Genomic DNA, 14,253 nt, shown 5'->3' with positions numbered 1-14,253 from the left:
CCCCACCCTTCTACGTCAATCATGTCACATATAAATTTCTTGGATGAACCGACCGGTAAACGAAGCTGCCACTGCCGCCACTTCCTCAGGCGTTCCCGCAGCGACGACCGATCCACCGGCGGCTCCTCCGCCAGGACCAATATCAAGAATCCAATCGGAGTTCCAGATCAGGTCCAGATTATGTTCAACCAAAATCACGGTATTGCCCGCGTCCACCAAGCGGTTCAACAGAACGAGCAATTGCTTCACATCGCCCGGGTGCAGACCGGTTGATGGCTCATCCAGCAAGTACAGCGTGTGGTTCCTCGTTCTCTTGCTCAGCTCTTTTGCCAGCTTGATCCGCTGACCCTCACCACCGGACAATGTCCGAACCGATTGCCCCCACTTCAAATAACCAAGACCGACATCACAGAGCAGTTGGGTCAATTCCATGATTTTGGGCCGATCCTCCAGCAGCGTAAGGCTCTCTTCAATTGTCATATCCAGAATGTCGGAGATCGTATAACCGTTATGGGATACGCGCAGCACCTCCTCCTTAAAACGCCTGCCCTTGCAATCCGGACAACGTACTTCCAGCTCCGGCAGAAAGTGCATATGCACCGAAACCACGCCAAGTCCTTGGCAGGTCTCACATCGTCCGCCTGGTGTATTGAAGGAGAAATGTTTGGCCGTTAGCCGGCTTCGTTTGGCTTCCGGCATACCGGCGTACCAATTTCTAATATGGGTATAAACATCGGTGTAAGTGGCAATGTTGGAGCGCTGCATGCGGGATACCGGGGATTGGTCTACCGTGATGAGTTGTCCCACCGATTCCCAACCCGTAATCGCTTTGCAGCCGCTTGGTGGAGACTGGTCGCTTCCGGATTCCGCCAGAAGGTCAAACAATAGCGTGGATTTGCCTGATCCCGATACACCGGTCACCGATATGAGGCAGCCGAGCGGGAACGACGCGGTAATGTTCTTCAAATTTCTTAAGTGCGCATCCTTGATCGTCAGCAGACTGCCGTTTCCAGTCCTGCGCTGACTCGGTGCCGCATGCAGCCCATTCTCGCGGAAATACGATCCGGTAACGGACCTGGGAATGTGGATCAATTCCTCCAGCGTACCCTCCCCCACAACCGTACCGCCCTTAGTTCCCGCACCCGGTCCGATGTCAATGATATGGTCTGCGGCCCGCATCACTTCTTCGTCGTGTTCGATGACAAGCACCGTATTGCCCAAGTCCCTAAGTTGTTTCAGGACCTGAATAAGCCCACGCGTATCTTTGGGATGAAGTCCGGTCGTCGGCTCGTCCAAAATATACAGTACCCCAGTAAGCCCTGAACCTAGAATCGAGGCCAGCCTTAGCCTCTGAGCTTCTCCACCCGACATTGTCACGACCTGTCGCTCCATGGACATATAACCAAGCCCGACATCCATAATGCGCTTCAATCTTACTACGGAATCATGAATAAGCGGTTCCACAATCGTTAACTGATCCGGGGACAGCTCCCCAAGCAGTGCGTTCATCCAGGCAAGTGCATCGCCAATGGACCAGGCATTGACCTCGTGGATCGCCACACCGTCAACAAGAACCCGGCGGCTGTCCTCTCTCAGCTTCGTTCCATGACAATCCGGACATTGGTGTTCATGGAACAGGGCCGCCTCGCTAGATTCGCTCCCCTTCTCCCGGTACCTTCTCCATATGCCGGTTACCACGCCTTCGTACTTGCCTTGTCCCACGGTCTTCGGAGGTTTCACTTCAGGATAATGCCGGGTGAACTGCTCACTCTCAACGCCGTAATACAGAAGATCACGCTGAACTTCGTTATAGTGCCGCAGCGGCAGATTCTCATCGAACGTGAACCCGTAATATTGGGCAGCAGCTTTCATAATACTCGTGTTATATTCCACCAAAGCTTGGAACCACGGCCTCACTGCACCGTCGCTAATACTCAGCTCCTGATTGAACACGGCGTCCATATTCAAACTAACTGTTTGGCCAAGGCCACTGCAGGTGCCGCATGCGCCTTCCGGCTTGTTAAAGGAAAAATGCGCCATCGTCAATTTATCAAGACTGTGACCGCATCGCCTACAATGAACCGTCTCGGGTGAGTCGCTGATCTCTTCTTCGTCCGATGGACCGTGATACGTCTCGCCTTCCACATTCGGTGTGACCTTCTCTCCGCAGGATGGACAAGTACGTTCGCCCAACTTGGCGTATACAATTCGCAGCAGCGTGTAGATATCCGTCACCGTTCCGATCGTGGATCTTGGGTTCCGGTTCGTAATGTGCTGGCCCACGCTGATCGACGGCGAGAGTCCTTCAATCGAATCCACCTTTGGCTTGCTGACCGAGTCCGACACCATGCCCATGGATTCCATATACTGCCGCTGGCACTCCCGCTGAAGCGTATCCATCGCGAGCGTCGACTTACCCGAACCCGAAGGCCCCGTCATGACAACCAGTTTGTACTTGGGGATTTCAAGCGAAACATTCTTCAGGTTATTCTCCCGCGCACCGCGAATCTTGATCGTTCCGTGCATTGTTTCAACCTCCTTGAGATTTTGATTAGCTTACCTCTCGATTTACAAACCCATCTTACAACATTGATGCAAGTACAAAATTCCAGAAGTTCAGAGGTTGATGCAGCACCCTTTCAGGCCACGGACTCCGTCACGTTACTTTAAGGTTTGTTTATAACGTTGGCATTGATTTGGATTGAACACCTGGCATTGACTATATAATGAGATGATCATAAGTACATCATAAGTACCTATATATAAACAAACACGGATGGAGGACCATCCGTGTTGATAACGTACAATTTACTTCTGTATTCTCAGATCCTGAGCAGAACCTTCCCGCGAACATGCCCCGTTTATGATTGATATAAGCAACGCCATATCACGAGACAGCTGCAGCCGCTTTGCCTTTCGCTTTATTAAGAATGACAATTCCTGCAATGATAAGAACAAGCGCTACAGCTTTCAGAAATCCTAACGACTCCTGGAATACCACAACCCCGATCAATGCAGTTAACGCCGTCCCTACTCCAGCCCAAGTCGCATACGCCGTGGAGAGCGGAATCGTCTTCAATGAGAGGCTCAGGAACGCAAACGAAGCCAGAAAACCAACGGCGACTCCGATGGATGGCCATAATATAGTAAACCCGGCTGATATTTTGAGCATCGTGGAGCCGAACGCCTCGAAGGCAATAGCTAATCCTAGATAAATGAAACTGCGCATATTCCCATTCTCCTTCCTGCCTGCTTTTATTTCGTTAAATTTAACAAGACAATGCCAATAACCAGAATGGCAATACCGAACACTGCTTGTTTGTTTATTTTCTCTCTAAACAGATAGACACCCACCAAGACGGTTAGGATCGTCCCGACACCACTCCAGGTTGCATAAGCTAACCCCAAGGGCAAATACTGAAGCGCCAGCGATAACAGATAGAACGCCGTACCGTATGCAACGGTCATACCCAAGCTTGGCCATAAGCGTCTGAAACCATCGGACAACTTCAACAAGGTCGCGCCAACTACCTCTGTCACTATGGCGGCGAACAACAATAGATACACAGCCACTAGGATTCCACCTCATCTTTCTCTTTCTTCAATAAAGCCTCCAGATACTGGACGACTCTGGTTAACTCTTCCTCGCCTGGCGGATCGAGATCAAACAAATGGGCGAACATAATCCCATCGCATACGAGCCGGATCACGGAGGCTAACTCTTGCGGGACACCCTCTTCAGTAGCCTTGATCCGAAACTGGTTATATTCGTCCGCCCACATCGCCAAGGCTTCTCTATTATTCGCGATCGCAGCCAGCATGCTGGCATCGGTGCTCAAGACATCTGCTTCATTCATCTGTGTGCGGGTAGCCTGAATATAAGCAAGTGTGTAACTGCTCCCCTTCTCAAGCTCCTGCTGCACTAGGGTCTGGAATTGTTGTCCCGCCTGCTCATTCAAAGCCGTAATCAACTCATCCTTTGAGCGAAAATGATATAATAACCCACCTTTACTAATCCCTGCCTCGCAGCTACCGCATCGAGTGTCAGGTGGTTCACACCTCTGTCCTTAACAATGCGCGCCGCCGATTCTAATAATTGATTGCGTTTCGACATGTATGCTCACCTCGAATTTACTATACCGTCTGGACGGTACATTATAGATTCTATCAATAACATTCATTTATCGTCAAGTTAGACTCAGAGATGGACAAGCTGCCCCGCTTGAAATCAATCAAAAACCAATCCACTCTTCTCAGGTGCCACCCCGAATCTCTCCTGACGAATCCCTTCATATAGAACAAGCAATAACACATAACCTTAATGAGGAGCGTGCTAATTGGAATTTACTTGGAAGGAGATTATGCAACATGGTTGACTTGAATGATAAGAACGACCGCCATCAAATACCACAGCCAATACGCAGTGACGGGGCAGGCGGCCCTGATTATGGTCCACGGGATGTGATGAGGGATCTGCAGAATCCCGATTTGCTTGTACCTCCGAAGACAGATGCAGGGCTATTGCCGAATCTGAAATTTTCTTTCTCCGATACGCATATGCAGCTCAATCATGGCGGCTGGTCGCGCGAAATTACGGTGCGGGATCTGCCGATTGCCACCACGCTCGCGGGCGTCAATATGAGCCTGACCCCTGGAGGCGTTCGGGAACTGCATTGGCATCAGCAAGCGGAGTGGGCCTACATGATCTGGGGCAGCGCCAGGATCACGGCAATCGATCAAAACGGAAGAAATTTCATTGCGGACGTGGGGCCGGGTGATCTGTGGTATTTTCCGGCGGGACTGCCCCACTCCATTCAGGGGCTGGAGGGAGGCTGTGAATTCCTGCTTGTCTTTGATGATGGCCACTTTTCCGATCTCAACACCTTATCCATATCCGATTGGTTTGCCCACACACCCAAAGAAGTATTATCTGCCAACTTCGGTGTCCCGCAAAACGCATTTGATCACATACCTGACAAGCAAGTGTATATTTATCAGGATCAGGTGCCACCTTCAATCCAAAGTCAAGCAGTCCAATCTCCCTATGGCGCCGTACCGCTGAGCTTTTCGCACCGGCTTCTAGCGCAAACTCCCCTGGAAACCTCCGGAGGAAGTGTACGGATTGTCGATTCCAGCAACTTCCCCATATCCAGGACCGTTGCAGCCGCACTAGTCGAGATTAAACCCGGAGGCATGCGGGAGCTGCACTGGCATCCGAATCAGGATGAATGGCAGTATTATTTAACGGGTCAGGGACGAATGACGGTATTTGCAGGGAACGGCGCTGCCCGAACCTTCGATTACAGAGCCGGTGATGTGGGGTATGTACCGTTTGCATTCGGACACTACATACAGAACACAGGTACAGAATCACTCTGGTTCTTGGAGATGTTCAAGAGCGACCGGTTCGAGGATATATCCTTAAACCAATGGATGGCATTGACGCCGCGAGAACTCGTTCAACGCAACTTGCACGTAGGGTCCGAACTGACCGATGCATTGCACAAAGTCAAATCACCCGTCGTCAAATATCCTGGTTTCACCTTCAACCCAAGATAGGCAATCTTTGTACTTGCTCCCAAATCACAATTGACTTTTCCTTCCTGCTCCCATATAGTTCTATAGTGAAACTATTTCATACGTGAACTATATGAGAGGAGCACTATCATTGAACGACAAGGCTAAACAATGGATCGACCGGTATGTGGATGTACATCTACTGGTCACAAGGCGAATTAATGCGCAAATCCGGGAACATCTTGGCGAAGATCTGACGAACGACCAATTCCAGGTGGTTCGATTGATCAATAGCATGACCCATTGCACCTCGTCCTTGTTGGCGGAGCAACTGGCGGTTGGCAAAAGCTCGATAACGGCCATCATTAACCGGCTTGTGGACGCTGGAATTATTCAGCGAACCCGTGATGAATCGGATCGGCGAATTGTTTATCTTTCTTTAACCGATTATGGAGCAACCATTTTCGAATCCGCCCATGAGCAGGTCAGGGAGATTATCTCCCCTTACTTGCAGCATTTTGAAGATAAAGATATCGAGATGTTCATCTCCATGTTCGAGAAGCTAGGGCATTTAATGCAGGAATCAGGAGGGAGAAAGAATTGAAAGCCATACTGAAAGCTAGATGGATCGTTATCGCCTTGTGGCTGGTCCTCGCCGTTGTGTTATTTATAACGGCACCATCCATGGCCGATTTGGTCAGGGAGAAAGGCCAGCTCTCTGTACCCGAGGGCTACACCTCTTCCAGGGCGGCAGAAATAATGAAAGAAGCTTCCGGCAGTGAGGGCGGAGAGACGCTGCAACAAGTAGCGCTTGTCTTCAATCAGCCTGAAGGGCTTAGTGATGCGGATAAAGAAAGCATCCGTCAAGGTGTTCAATCCTTGCAGGATAACAAGGCTTCACTCCACATTCATTCCATTAACGAACCGTTTACACAGACCGAACTGGCGGATACCTTAATCGCAGATGATGGCAAGACGATCATGGTTGCCTTACAGGTGATCGGCGGCCAGGACGCGGTCAAGGAGCTTCCCGACAAGGTAGCTGAAGTGCTGAACGGCGTCAGTGCAGATCATTACCTCACGAGCGAAGGGCTGATTAATGAAGATACGATCGTCAGCTCCGAGGAAGGCCTGAAGAAAACGGAGTATATTACCGTCGTCTTTATCCTACTGATTCTGTTCCTCGTATTCCGTTCATTTGTAGCACCTCTGGTGCCACTGCTTACGGTAGGGCTCAGCTACCTCGTATCGCAATCAGTCGTATCGTTCCTGGTGGATCGGTTTGACTTCCCGATCTCAAGCTTTACCCAAATCTTCATGGTGGCCGTCATGTTCGGAATCGGGACCGACTATTGTATTTTGCTTATCAGTCGCTTCAAGGAAGAACTCGCTCATGCTGAAGATACAACCAGCGCAATTATTCAAACGTATAAAAAAGCCGGCGGTACCGTCTTCTATTCCGGCTTGGCCGTATTCGTCGGATTTGCGGCGATCGGCTTGTCCCAATTCATTCTCTACAAATCTGCCGTTGCCGTAGCTATAGGCATAGCGGTGATGCTGATTGCACTTGTTACCGTCGTACCGTTCTTCATGGCCGTGCTCGGCAAGCGATTATTCTGGCCTTCCCGCGGCAAGCTGGAACATAGCGAGAACAAGCTATGGGGGGCGGCCGGATCCTTCTCACTTAAACGCCCATGGGCAGCCATGCTCGTTGTTGCTGTTATCGTGACGCCGTTCCTTGCTACCTATAGCGGCAAACTATCATTTAACAGCCTGGAAGAGATCGGTTCTGGTTATGACTCCGTCAAAGGCTTCAATATCATCTCCGACAGCTTCGGTCCCGGGCAGTCGCTGCCAACGACCATCGTAATCAAAAATGATGACGAGATGGATAGCGCAGAATATATCGGTCTCGCGGAGAAAATCAGCCGTGAAGCGGAGAAAGTAGATGGCGTATCCAGCATTCGCAGCCTGTCCAGGCCGACAGGCGAGCTCATTAATGATTTTCTGATTCCTACCCAGGTCAAAACGTTGAATGATGGCCTTGGCGAAACTACCGATGGCCTGGCTCAAATTCAGAATGGCTTATCCGAGGCCGGTCAGCAGCTAAGCGATAATGCGCCGAAGCTAAGTGAAGCGGCGGCTGGTGCTCAGGAGTTGACAAAAGGTACGTCCGACTTGAAGGATGGCATCATCGAACTTAGTCAAGGGTTGACGGCCATTCAACAAGGCATCGAAAGCGGAAGCAGCGGCGCTGGTGAGATCAAAGCCGGCCTAGCGCAAGCAGCACAAAGCGCGCAAGAACTGGCTGAAGCGCAGTCTCAGTTGGTTGCAGGTTATCAGCAGCTTGGCGCAGGCTTAACCGCACTGGATGGCGGCCTATCCAATATTCACGAACAGTTGGGTAGTGTTGCCGAGGCGCTTGCCGGTCTGGAAAGCTCCTTCGCCGGATTAGAGAGCAATTACCCTGAACTCATGCAGGACATCGATTATCAGACGATTAAGGGGACGATTGCGCAAACCGCATCCGGCACAGCGGAACTGACGGCAGGATTGCAGCAGGTTGCACAGCAGCTTGCGGGCGTATCCGCCGGCGTATCGGACGCTAACGCCAGCTTTGCGCAGGTAGCTGCGGGACAATCGGCACTTGGCGATGGACTACAACAACTGGTGGCTGGCATTGGCGAACTGCAAGCGGGTCTCTTGCAAGCAGCGGGCGGTCAAGGGCAGATCGTAGATCAGATACCTACCATTACAGGCGGACTGGATCAACTGCAGGGCGGACAGAAGCAGTTGGCAGACGGCTTCGGCGAGCTTACCGGGCAGATCGGCGAGCTTACAGAGGGCTTGAATGCAAGCGCCGACGGACTGAAGCAAATCTCCGACGGGCTCCAAACGGCACAGGACTATTTACAGCAGATCCAGGATGTACAGGATGAAGATCTAAGCGGCTTCTTCATACCGCAAGAGGCTCTTTCAAACGAGGAATTCCAGACGGTATTCGATACCTATCTATCCGATAACCGCAAGGTGATGACGCTGGATGTGGTATTATCCACGAATCCGTATAGTGAAGAAGCCCTAGCTTCTGTTGCGCAGATTCAGATGGCGGTCGATCGTGCTGTTAAAGACACCAAGCTGGAAAACGCCGAGGTTGCTATCAGCGGGATTACGAGCACGAACAATGACCTGCAGACGATCTCCAACCAAGATTACACCCGGACGGTTATCCTCATGCTGAGCGGAATCTTTATCATTCTCGTTGTGCTTCTTCGCTCCATCGTGATGCCGATCTACTTGATCATTTCGCTTGTGATTACTTATTTCACCGCGGTTGGCGTGACCGAGATGATTTTCGTTCACGGCTTAGGTTATTCGGGCATCACCTGGGCAACACCGTTCTTCAGCTTTGTCATGCTGGTTGCGCTCGGTGTTGATTACAGCATCTTCCTGATGGCGCGCTTCAACGAGAACAAATCTTGGGATGTTAAAGATGCGATTCTCCATGCGATGCGCAATATGGGGACTGTTATTCTGTCGGCGATGGTCATTCTGGGCGGCACCTTTGCGGCAATGTATCCGTCCGGCGTCTTGTCGATGATGCAGATCGCCACCGTTGTACTAGTCGGTCTTGTACTGTATGCACTGGTCTTCCTGCCGTTCTTCGTACCGGTTATGGTGCGTATCTTCGGCCGGGCTAACTGGTGGCCCTTCACATCGAAAGAACGCGGTGAATCCACCAATCACGGACATGATGTCCATATGTAACACGAAATAAAACATGGAACAGGGCTGCATCAGGTTGCGATAACCGGATGGCAGCCCTGTTCCTGTTTGATGTCGACCTCGAACGCTTTTATCAATCCGCAGAAACAACCACGCCTATATAGAACCCATCGTATCCCTTGCTTCCTACGGTTTGTAGTGCTGTGCCGGTTAGTCGCAGCTCCGTTGATAGGATGTCAAAGAACTTGCGTACCCCATGCACCCGAGGGTCTGTGCTATGATGGTCGATCACTTCGCCGTCTCGAATGACATTATCGACTATGATCACGGTACCCGGACGAGAGAAATGCAGCGCCCAGCGTAAATAATTCGGATTGTTCGGCTTATCCGCATCGATGAAGATGAGATCAAAGGGTTCGGTTTCTTCTTTAGAGAGCTGCTCCAACTGCTCAAGCGCATTTCCTACACGGATGTCGACACGATCTTCAAGGCCGGCCACCGCAATATTCGCTTTTGCGGTCTCCGCATGATGCGGGTCAAGTTCCAGTGTGATAAGCCGCCCGTCTGTCCCCATCGCTCTTGCCATCCATATGGTGCTATAGCCGCCCAGTGTACCAAGCTCCAAAATCCGTTTCGCCCCTTTGATCTGAACGATGACGTTCAGCCATTTGCCCTGAGCCGGGGATACAGCGATATCAGGTAATTCGGCTTGCCGGTTGTTAGATAGTACCTTCTCCATGACCCCGTCAAAAGGTATTACCCGTTCCGTCACATACTCATCGACTTTCTCCCATGTTGTTGCATCCTTCATATTTCTTACCTCCTTCATGTTTGTGTTCCCAATTTCATTGTATGTGATTTATTATCATAGATATAATATATGTTAATAACCAACACATAACTTTTATATATCATTTGAAGGGGCACATCTCAATGAATCTACATGCCTTACGTTTATTTCACGTCATTGCAACGACTGGAAGCGTTACACGTGCAGCCGAGTTACTCCATATTAGCCAGCCCGCCATTACCGCCCAGATCAAAAAATTCGAAAAAGAACTGACCTTCGACCTGTTCCAGCCACAAGGCAGAGGAATCCGCTTAACCGAAGCAGGTGCAGAGTTATTTCCACTCGCCCAGAGACTGTTCTCCGTCGAACAGCAGATCGAACAGTTCTGTCAGGATTACCGCAGCGGCACGAAGGGTCATGTTCGATTAGCGGCTACCTATCTTCCAGCTCATTTTCTCTTGCCCGCTTGGCTGGCAAGGTATAAACAGCAGTATGAAGATGTGGAGATGAGTATAACAACGACCAACTCCAGCGATGCGTTACAACAACTGCTCAATATGGAGGTCGACCTTGCCATCTATGGTGGACTGCCAGAAGAATCCCCGGACGAAATTCAGATGGAAGAATTGTTTCAAGACGAATTATGGTTTGTGGTATCACCGGATCACCGTTATGCCGACCAGCAAATCTCCTTGCACGAGATGATGAGAGAGCCATTTGTGATGCGCGAAGAAGGCAGCTCAACTCGCGAGCGCTTGTTCTCCTTATGCCGCACCTACAGCGCGCCCTCTCCGCGCATCGCGCTGCAATTCAATGGACTGCACGAAGCGATCACAGCGGTCATCGCTGGGTACGGTGCCAACTTCGTGTCATCGCTCGTTGTGCGAGACTATGTGGAGCGCAAGGAACTTTCCCGCGTCTTCGTCGACGGAGTAGAACTGCAAAATATCATTGCAATCTGTACTCGTAGGCATGAACTTATCCGCCGCAGTCATGAACTTCATCCGAATGGTGAAGGATCTCCGGGATGCTGATTTAGGCAAATAACCCGCAGGCTGCATAGTCTGCGGGTTAGGACGAATGTTTCTTTATTGTACGGTAACGTTACCTTTGTACATGTTGCCGGCTGGACTTCTCGTATTCTGAGAGGCCGTGGCGGAAGTATTATTATACGCGCCAATGACGTACACGGCAGGATCACTCAAATAAACGGTATTGCCTGTAAAGGTATTATTGATCCCCCAGCCTGGAACGATTTCGTGGAGCTGAAATGCATCGATAATGACATTATTGCCATTCTGATATGCCGTATTATTCCGAATCACCGCGTTGTTCCCCTTCACATCGATGAAGCTGTCGGCATAATTAGCTCCGCTAATCCCCTCACCATAGAAGGTGCAATTCTCCACCAATGTCCCGATGGATCTCTCCTTGATATCAATATGCTCTGCGGTGATATTCGGACCGAATACCACATTGCGGATCGTATTGTAGTGCGTATTCTGATTATAGCTTGCGCCTTCGGCTGATCCTACATAGACTCCTTCTCCGAACCCGGGTCCGGTCTTACCGGTATTATGAATACGGGAATTCTCGATGATGCTATTGGATGTACCATCCCGAAAGTGCACGGCCTCGTAACCGATATTATAGACCTCGACATCGGTAATCCGGCTGTAATTAGCGTTATCCAGCAGGATGCCCTTCTGAGCGTTAGTAAACTTCAGATGACGGATCAGCCAATAATCTCCCTGGATGCGTAAACTATATCCCGATCCTATGGAATAACCGGAAATAATAGCCGGGTTGACTGGATCCTGGCTCTCGATTACGATTGGTTGCTGTGCGGTCCCTTTGACCGTGGAAGAGAAACTTCCGATGTACGTACCGGGTGCCAGCACAATCCGTTTACCGGGAACCACATTCTTCAAAGCACTTTGAAGACATGACGTAGTAGAACAGGCGATCACATCATCGGACGGTACCGGCGGAGATGTACCATCACCGTTCCCCGGTCCGCAAGCTCCCTTGTCTTCCCATACTCCCCATTGCCCGGTTGTGCCCGGTTCCTCCCCTGACGTCCACCACTTGGCTTTCCATAACTTGCTGCATGCGTTACTTCTGCCCCACCGCTGTATGAACTGCTGGCATTCCATGGTGCTGCCGAGCAGTCGGCAGATACCGCCATCCCTGCAGTGCTTGATGTAATAGGCGATTCCGCGCTAGCATGGCCCCAAGTAAAGAGCGTGCTCAGCAACAGCAGCAGCGCCGATAACACCGTGATCGGTCTCTTAAGCCAGCCTGTACGTAAGCGTGACTTCGTCATGAATTTCATCAATCCCTTTTATGATCATGTTCGCCATCGTTATCGATGAACGACATTACCATATTAATGAGTTGAAACCCGAAATATTCTATATGATGCTATTTTATTAATAATCCATTCCATGCGCTCCCTCACCTGCTCCTGCTGCAGTTGCCAGTTGATCTATAGATATTCTTCAAACCAAGCGATCACGCGATTATAATAATCTTCTATGCTCTCTCTGCTCCAGGTCCCTTGCCAATGGTCCTCGTTATAGATGGCCAAGCTTGCCGTTTTCTTTAATCTATTTAGTGCCGAATAGATCGGACCCGCTTCATTTCGACATAATGAGTCCCGCATGCCTTGAATAATCAAGACCGGTGCTTGGACCTGATCTAAATTGAACAATGGAGAATTACGAATATATCGATCGGTATCCTCCCACAGCGTAACGCCCAGGTTCGCTTGGCCGTCCTCTACCCAGCCATAGTTATGAGATGGCGATAAAGGATCAAAGTCCGTATAGAAACTGACTAAACTGCCTATCCCGGCCGATATAACAGCCGCTTTAAAAATCGGGGTTTTCGTTATACCTACGAGCGCTGAATAACCTCCGAAGGAATGCCCGATGATTCCTATACGTTCAGGGTCGACCCTGCTGTGCTTTCGCAGTATTCGTAACGCATCTTCTATCGCATGGCTAATATCTTCTGCTGGTTCATTTGTACGGTGCATGGGAAGATCGGGCAGAAAAACAGCGAAACCGTTCGCTGCCAAAATATGATGGTTGTCGGCATTTCCCGTGCTCAAGCCGAAGTTACGATATTGACTAGATTGCATTGCACCGCCATAGACACGTACAATAACAGGGACTTTTCCGTCAACTCCATGAGGTAACAATAGCGCCCCCCTTAGTTCCTGATTGTTACTCTGCCAAGTAATCAGTTCAGTCGTTCCGAGATCGGTTTCATATATCTCTGATAACTCCATCGTTTTCAGTGTGCTATTATTCAAGTTTATTTTAAGAGCTGGCGGCCTATCTGCGTTTTGCGCAACATAAACCAAGAGCTTATTTCCAGCTTTGTTTCCATATGCGGCCCCACCTTCAAACCAAGGTATATGCCCTAGATTCTCTTCCAGGATTTTGTTAGCTTCCCAAGTCAGTAGCTCGATCTCCCAGAATCCATCTACTCCTTCCGCCATGTTGCGGGTTTGAACCAATATGCTACTAGTCCCAGCTAGTGGTGAAAAAGCCGCTACGATATGAGGTTCTATGTCAATGTATTTGAAAGTACTAGTTTCCGGGGCCAGATACCATAACTTCCCTTCTGCTACGGTAATCATTCCCCCGTTGGTTAATGAGATTGGAGAATCATATTCACGACCTAAATGTACATTATCCGGTTTGCCCAATAACTGAGGCTGATTTGGAAGTAAGGTCTGAACCGACCACAGTCCTCCATCCGATAAAGGACCTCTCGTGGTATAAACAATAGATTGACCATCATAACCCCAACAAAAACTTAAGCCATAATCCATACGAATGTTTTCTGTTGCACACCATGGTTCGCCACGGCCATATATCGGACAAATCCATAGATCGAATACAACTTGCTGTGTATGCTCCGATTCCTCGCCTTGACAACTCGTAACCGCAAGGTACTCGCCATCATTGGAGAGACGCATCCCAACCGGTCGTTTACCTGTGATAAGATCTAATGTTTCTCCTGTAGCACTGTTTATGATAACGATGTCTGCATGGTAACGGTTATGCCACAAGCACTCCGTTGGACGCCCCCCATTTTGACCATGGTTAGTCGATAAGCTAAGAGGTTTATCCAATTGCTTCGACGCTACATGGCTTAGGTTTGATGAAGCGTGAAAAAAATGATACTGATCTAATTGTTCAGGCTCT

Annotated in this window: 11 protein-coding genes and 2 pseudogenes; 4 read left to right on the top strand and 9 right to left on the bottom strand. The window is 49.9% G+C overall.

Annotated elements, in window-relative coordinates; genetic code table 11:
• Positions 1-24: 24 nt before the first annotated feature.
• The 5 genes and pseudogenes from uvrA to JCM10914_RS32070 form a co-directional block, all read right to left on the bottom strand.
• The gene (uvrA, locus tag JCM10914_RS26550) at positions 25-2,526 is read right to left on the bottom strand and encodes an excinuclease ABC subunit UvrA (protein ID WP_023966869.1); all 2,502 of its coding nucleotides are present in this window, start codon (positions 2,524-2,526) and stop codon (positions 25-27) included.
• A 361-nt stretch (positions 2,527-2,887) separates the two neighbouring features.
• Entirely contained in the window at positions 2,888-3,229 is a 342-nt protein-coding gene (locus JCM10914_RS26545; RefSeq protein WP_023966867.1) for a multidrug efflux SMR transporter, read from the bottom strand.
• Between the two features lie 26 nt (positions 3,230-3,255).
• A complete protein-coding gene (locus tag JCM10914_RS26540) occupies positions 3,256-3,579 on the bottom strand; it encodes a multidrug efflux SMR transporter (protein WP_036720318.1) in 324 nt (107 codons plus the stop codon).
• On the bottom strand, positions 3,573-3,923 hold the full coding sequence (locus JCM10914_RS29460; RefSeq protein WP_370570284.1) for a hypothetical protein: 351 nt from the start codon (positions 3,921-3,923) through the stop codon (positions 3,573-3,575). The genes JCM10914_RS26540 and JCM10914_RS29460 overlap by 7 nt, the downstream gene beginning before the upstream one ends.
• Before the next feature lie 39 nt (positions 3,924-3,962).
• A pseudogene (locus tag JCM10914_RS32070) lies at positions 3,963-4,019 on the bottom strand (TetR family transcriptional regulator); the annotation flags it as partial.
• A 349-nt stretch (positions 4,020-4,368) separates the two neighbouring features.
• On the opposite strand from JCM10914_RS32070, the gene JCM10914_RS26530 reads away from it, so the two are divergent.
• The 3 genes from JCM10914_RS26530 (at position 4,369) to JCM10914_RS26520 (ending at position 9,285) form a co-directional block, all read left to right on the top strand.
• A complete protein-coding gene (locus JCM10914_RS26530; RefSeq protein WP_023966861.1) occupies positions 4,369-5,559 on the top strand; it encodes an oxalate decarboxylase family bicupin in 1,191 nt (396 codons plus the stop codon).
• A gap of 109 nt (positions 5,560-5,668) precedes the next feature.
• Positions 5,669-6,121: a MarR family winged helix-turn-helix transcriptional regulator gene (locus JCM10914_RS26525; RefSeq protein ID WP_023966859.1), complete on the top strand. Its 453-nt coding sequence runs from the start codon at positions 5,669-5,671 to the stop codon at positions 6,119-6,121.
• On the top strand, positions 6,118-9,285 hold the full coding sequence (locus JCM10914_RS26520; RefSeq protein WP_023966857.1) for an MMPL family transporter: 3,168 nt from the start codon (positions 6,118-6,120) through the stop codon (positions 9,283-9,285). The genes JCM10914_RS26525 and JCM10914_RS26520 overlap by 4 nt, the downstream gene beginning before the upstream one ends.
• Before the next feature lie 91 nt (positions 9,286-9,376).
• Here the strand turns inward: JCM10914_RS26520 and JCM10914_RS26515 are convergent, their stop codons facing one another.
• The gene (locus JCM10914_RS26515; RefSeq protein WP_023966855.1) at positions 9,377-10,054 is read right to left on the bottom strand and encodes an O-methyltransferase; all 678 of its coding nucleotides are present in this window, start codon (positions 10,052-10,054) and stop codon (positions 9,377-9,379) included.
• A gap of 122 nt (positions 10,055-10,176) precedes the next feature.
• Here JCM10914_RS26515 and JCM10914_RS26510 point away from each other — a divergent pair.
• Positions 10,177-11,080: pseudogene (locus tag JCM10914_RS26510) on the top strand (LysR family transcriptional regulator).
• 41 nt (positions 11,081-11,121) lie between these two features.
• Here JCM10914_RS26510 and JCM10914_RS26505 read toward each other — a convergent pair.
• The 3 genes from JCM10914_RS26505 to JCM10914_RS26495 all read right to left on the bottom strand — a co-directional run.
• Positions 11,122-11,955, bottom strand: a complete 834-nt coding sequence (locus tag JCM10914_RS26505; RefSeq protein ID WP_023966851.1) for a right-handed parallel beta-helix repeat-containing protein — start codon at positions 11,953-11,955, stop codon at positions 11,122-11,124.
• A 44-nt stretch (positions 11,956-11,999) separates the two neighbouring features.
• Positions 12,000-12,359, bottom strand: a complete 360-nt coding sequence (locus JCM10914_RS31075) for a hypothetical protein (RefSeq protein ID WP_231638767.1) — start codon at positions 12,357-12,359, stop codon at positions 12,000-12,002.
• 162 nt (positions 12,360-12,521) lie between these two features.
• On the bottom strand, positions 12,522-14,253 hold a 1,732-nt coding region (locus tag JCM10914_RS26495; RefSeq protein ID WP_148300271.1), incomplete at its 5' end, for an alpha/beta fold hydrolase.

Origin of the sequence: Paenibacillus sp. JCM 10914, assembly GCF_001315105.1 — a bacterium.
In the GTDB taxonomy this organism is placed as follows: domain Bacteria; phylum Bacillota; class Bacilli; order Paenibacillales; family Paenibacillaceae; genus Paenibacillus_AQ.
This window is presented reverse-complemented; position numbering and strand designations above follow the sequence as displayed.

What these genes read in the sequence shown, in the direction of transcription:
- uvrA (WP_023966869.1), bottom strand. Translation starts at nt 2,526, where the DNA reads ATGCACGGAACGATCAAGATTCGCGGTGCGCGGGAGAATAACCTGAAG.
- JCM10914_RS26545 (WP_023966867.1), bottom strand. Translation starts at nt 3,229, where the DNA reads ATGCGCAGTTTCATTTATCTAGGATTAGCTATTGCCTTCGAGGCGTTC.
- JCM10914_RS26530 (WP_023966861.1), top strand. Translation starts at nt 4,369, where the DNA reads ATGGTTGACTTGAATGATAAGAACGACCGCCATCAAATACCACAGCCA.
- JCM10914_RS26515 (WP_023966855.1), bottom strand. Translation starts at nt 10,054, where the DNA reads ATGAAGGATGCAACAACATGGGAGAAAGTCGATGAGTATGTGACGGAA.
- JCM10914_RS31075 (WP_231638767.1), bottom strand. Translation starts at nt 12,359, where the DNA reads ATGACGAAGTCACGCTTACGTACAGGCTGGCTTAAGAGACCGATCACG.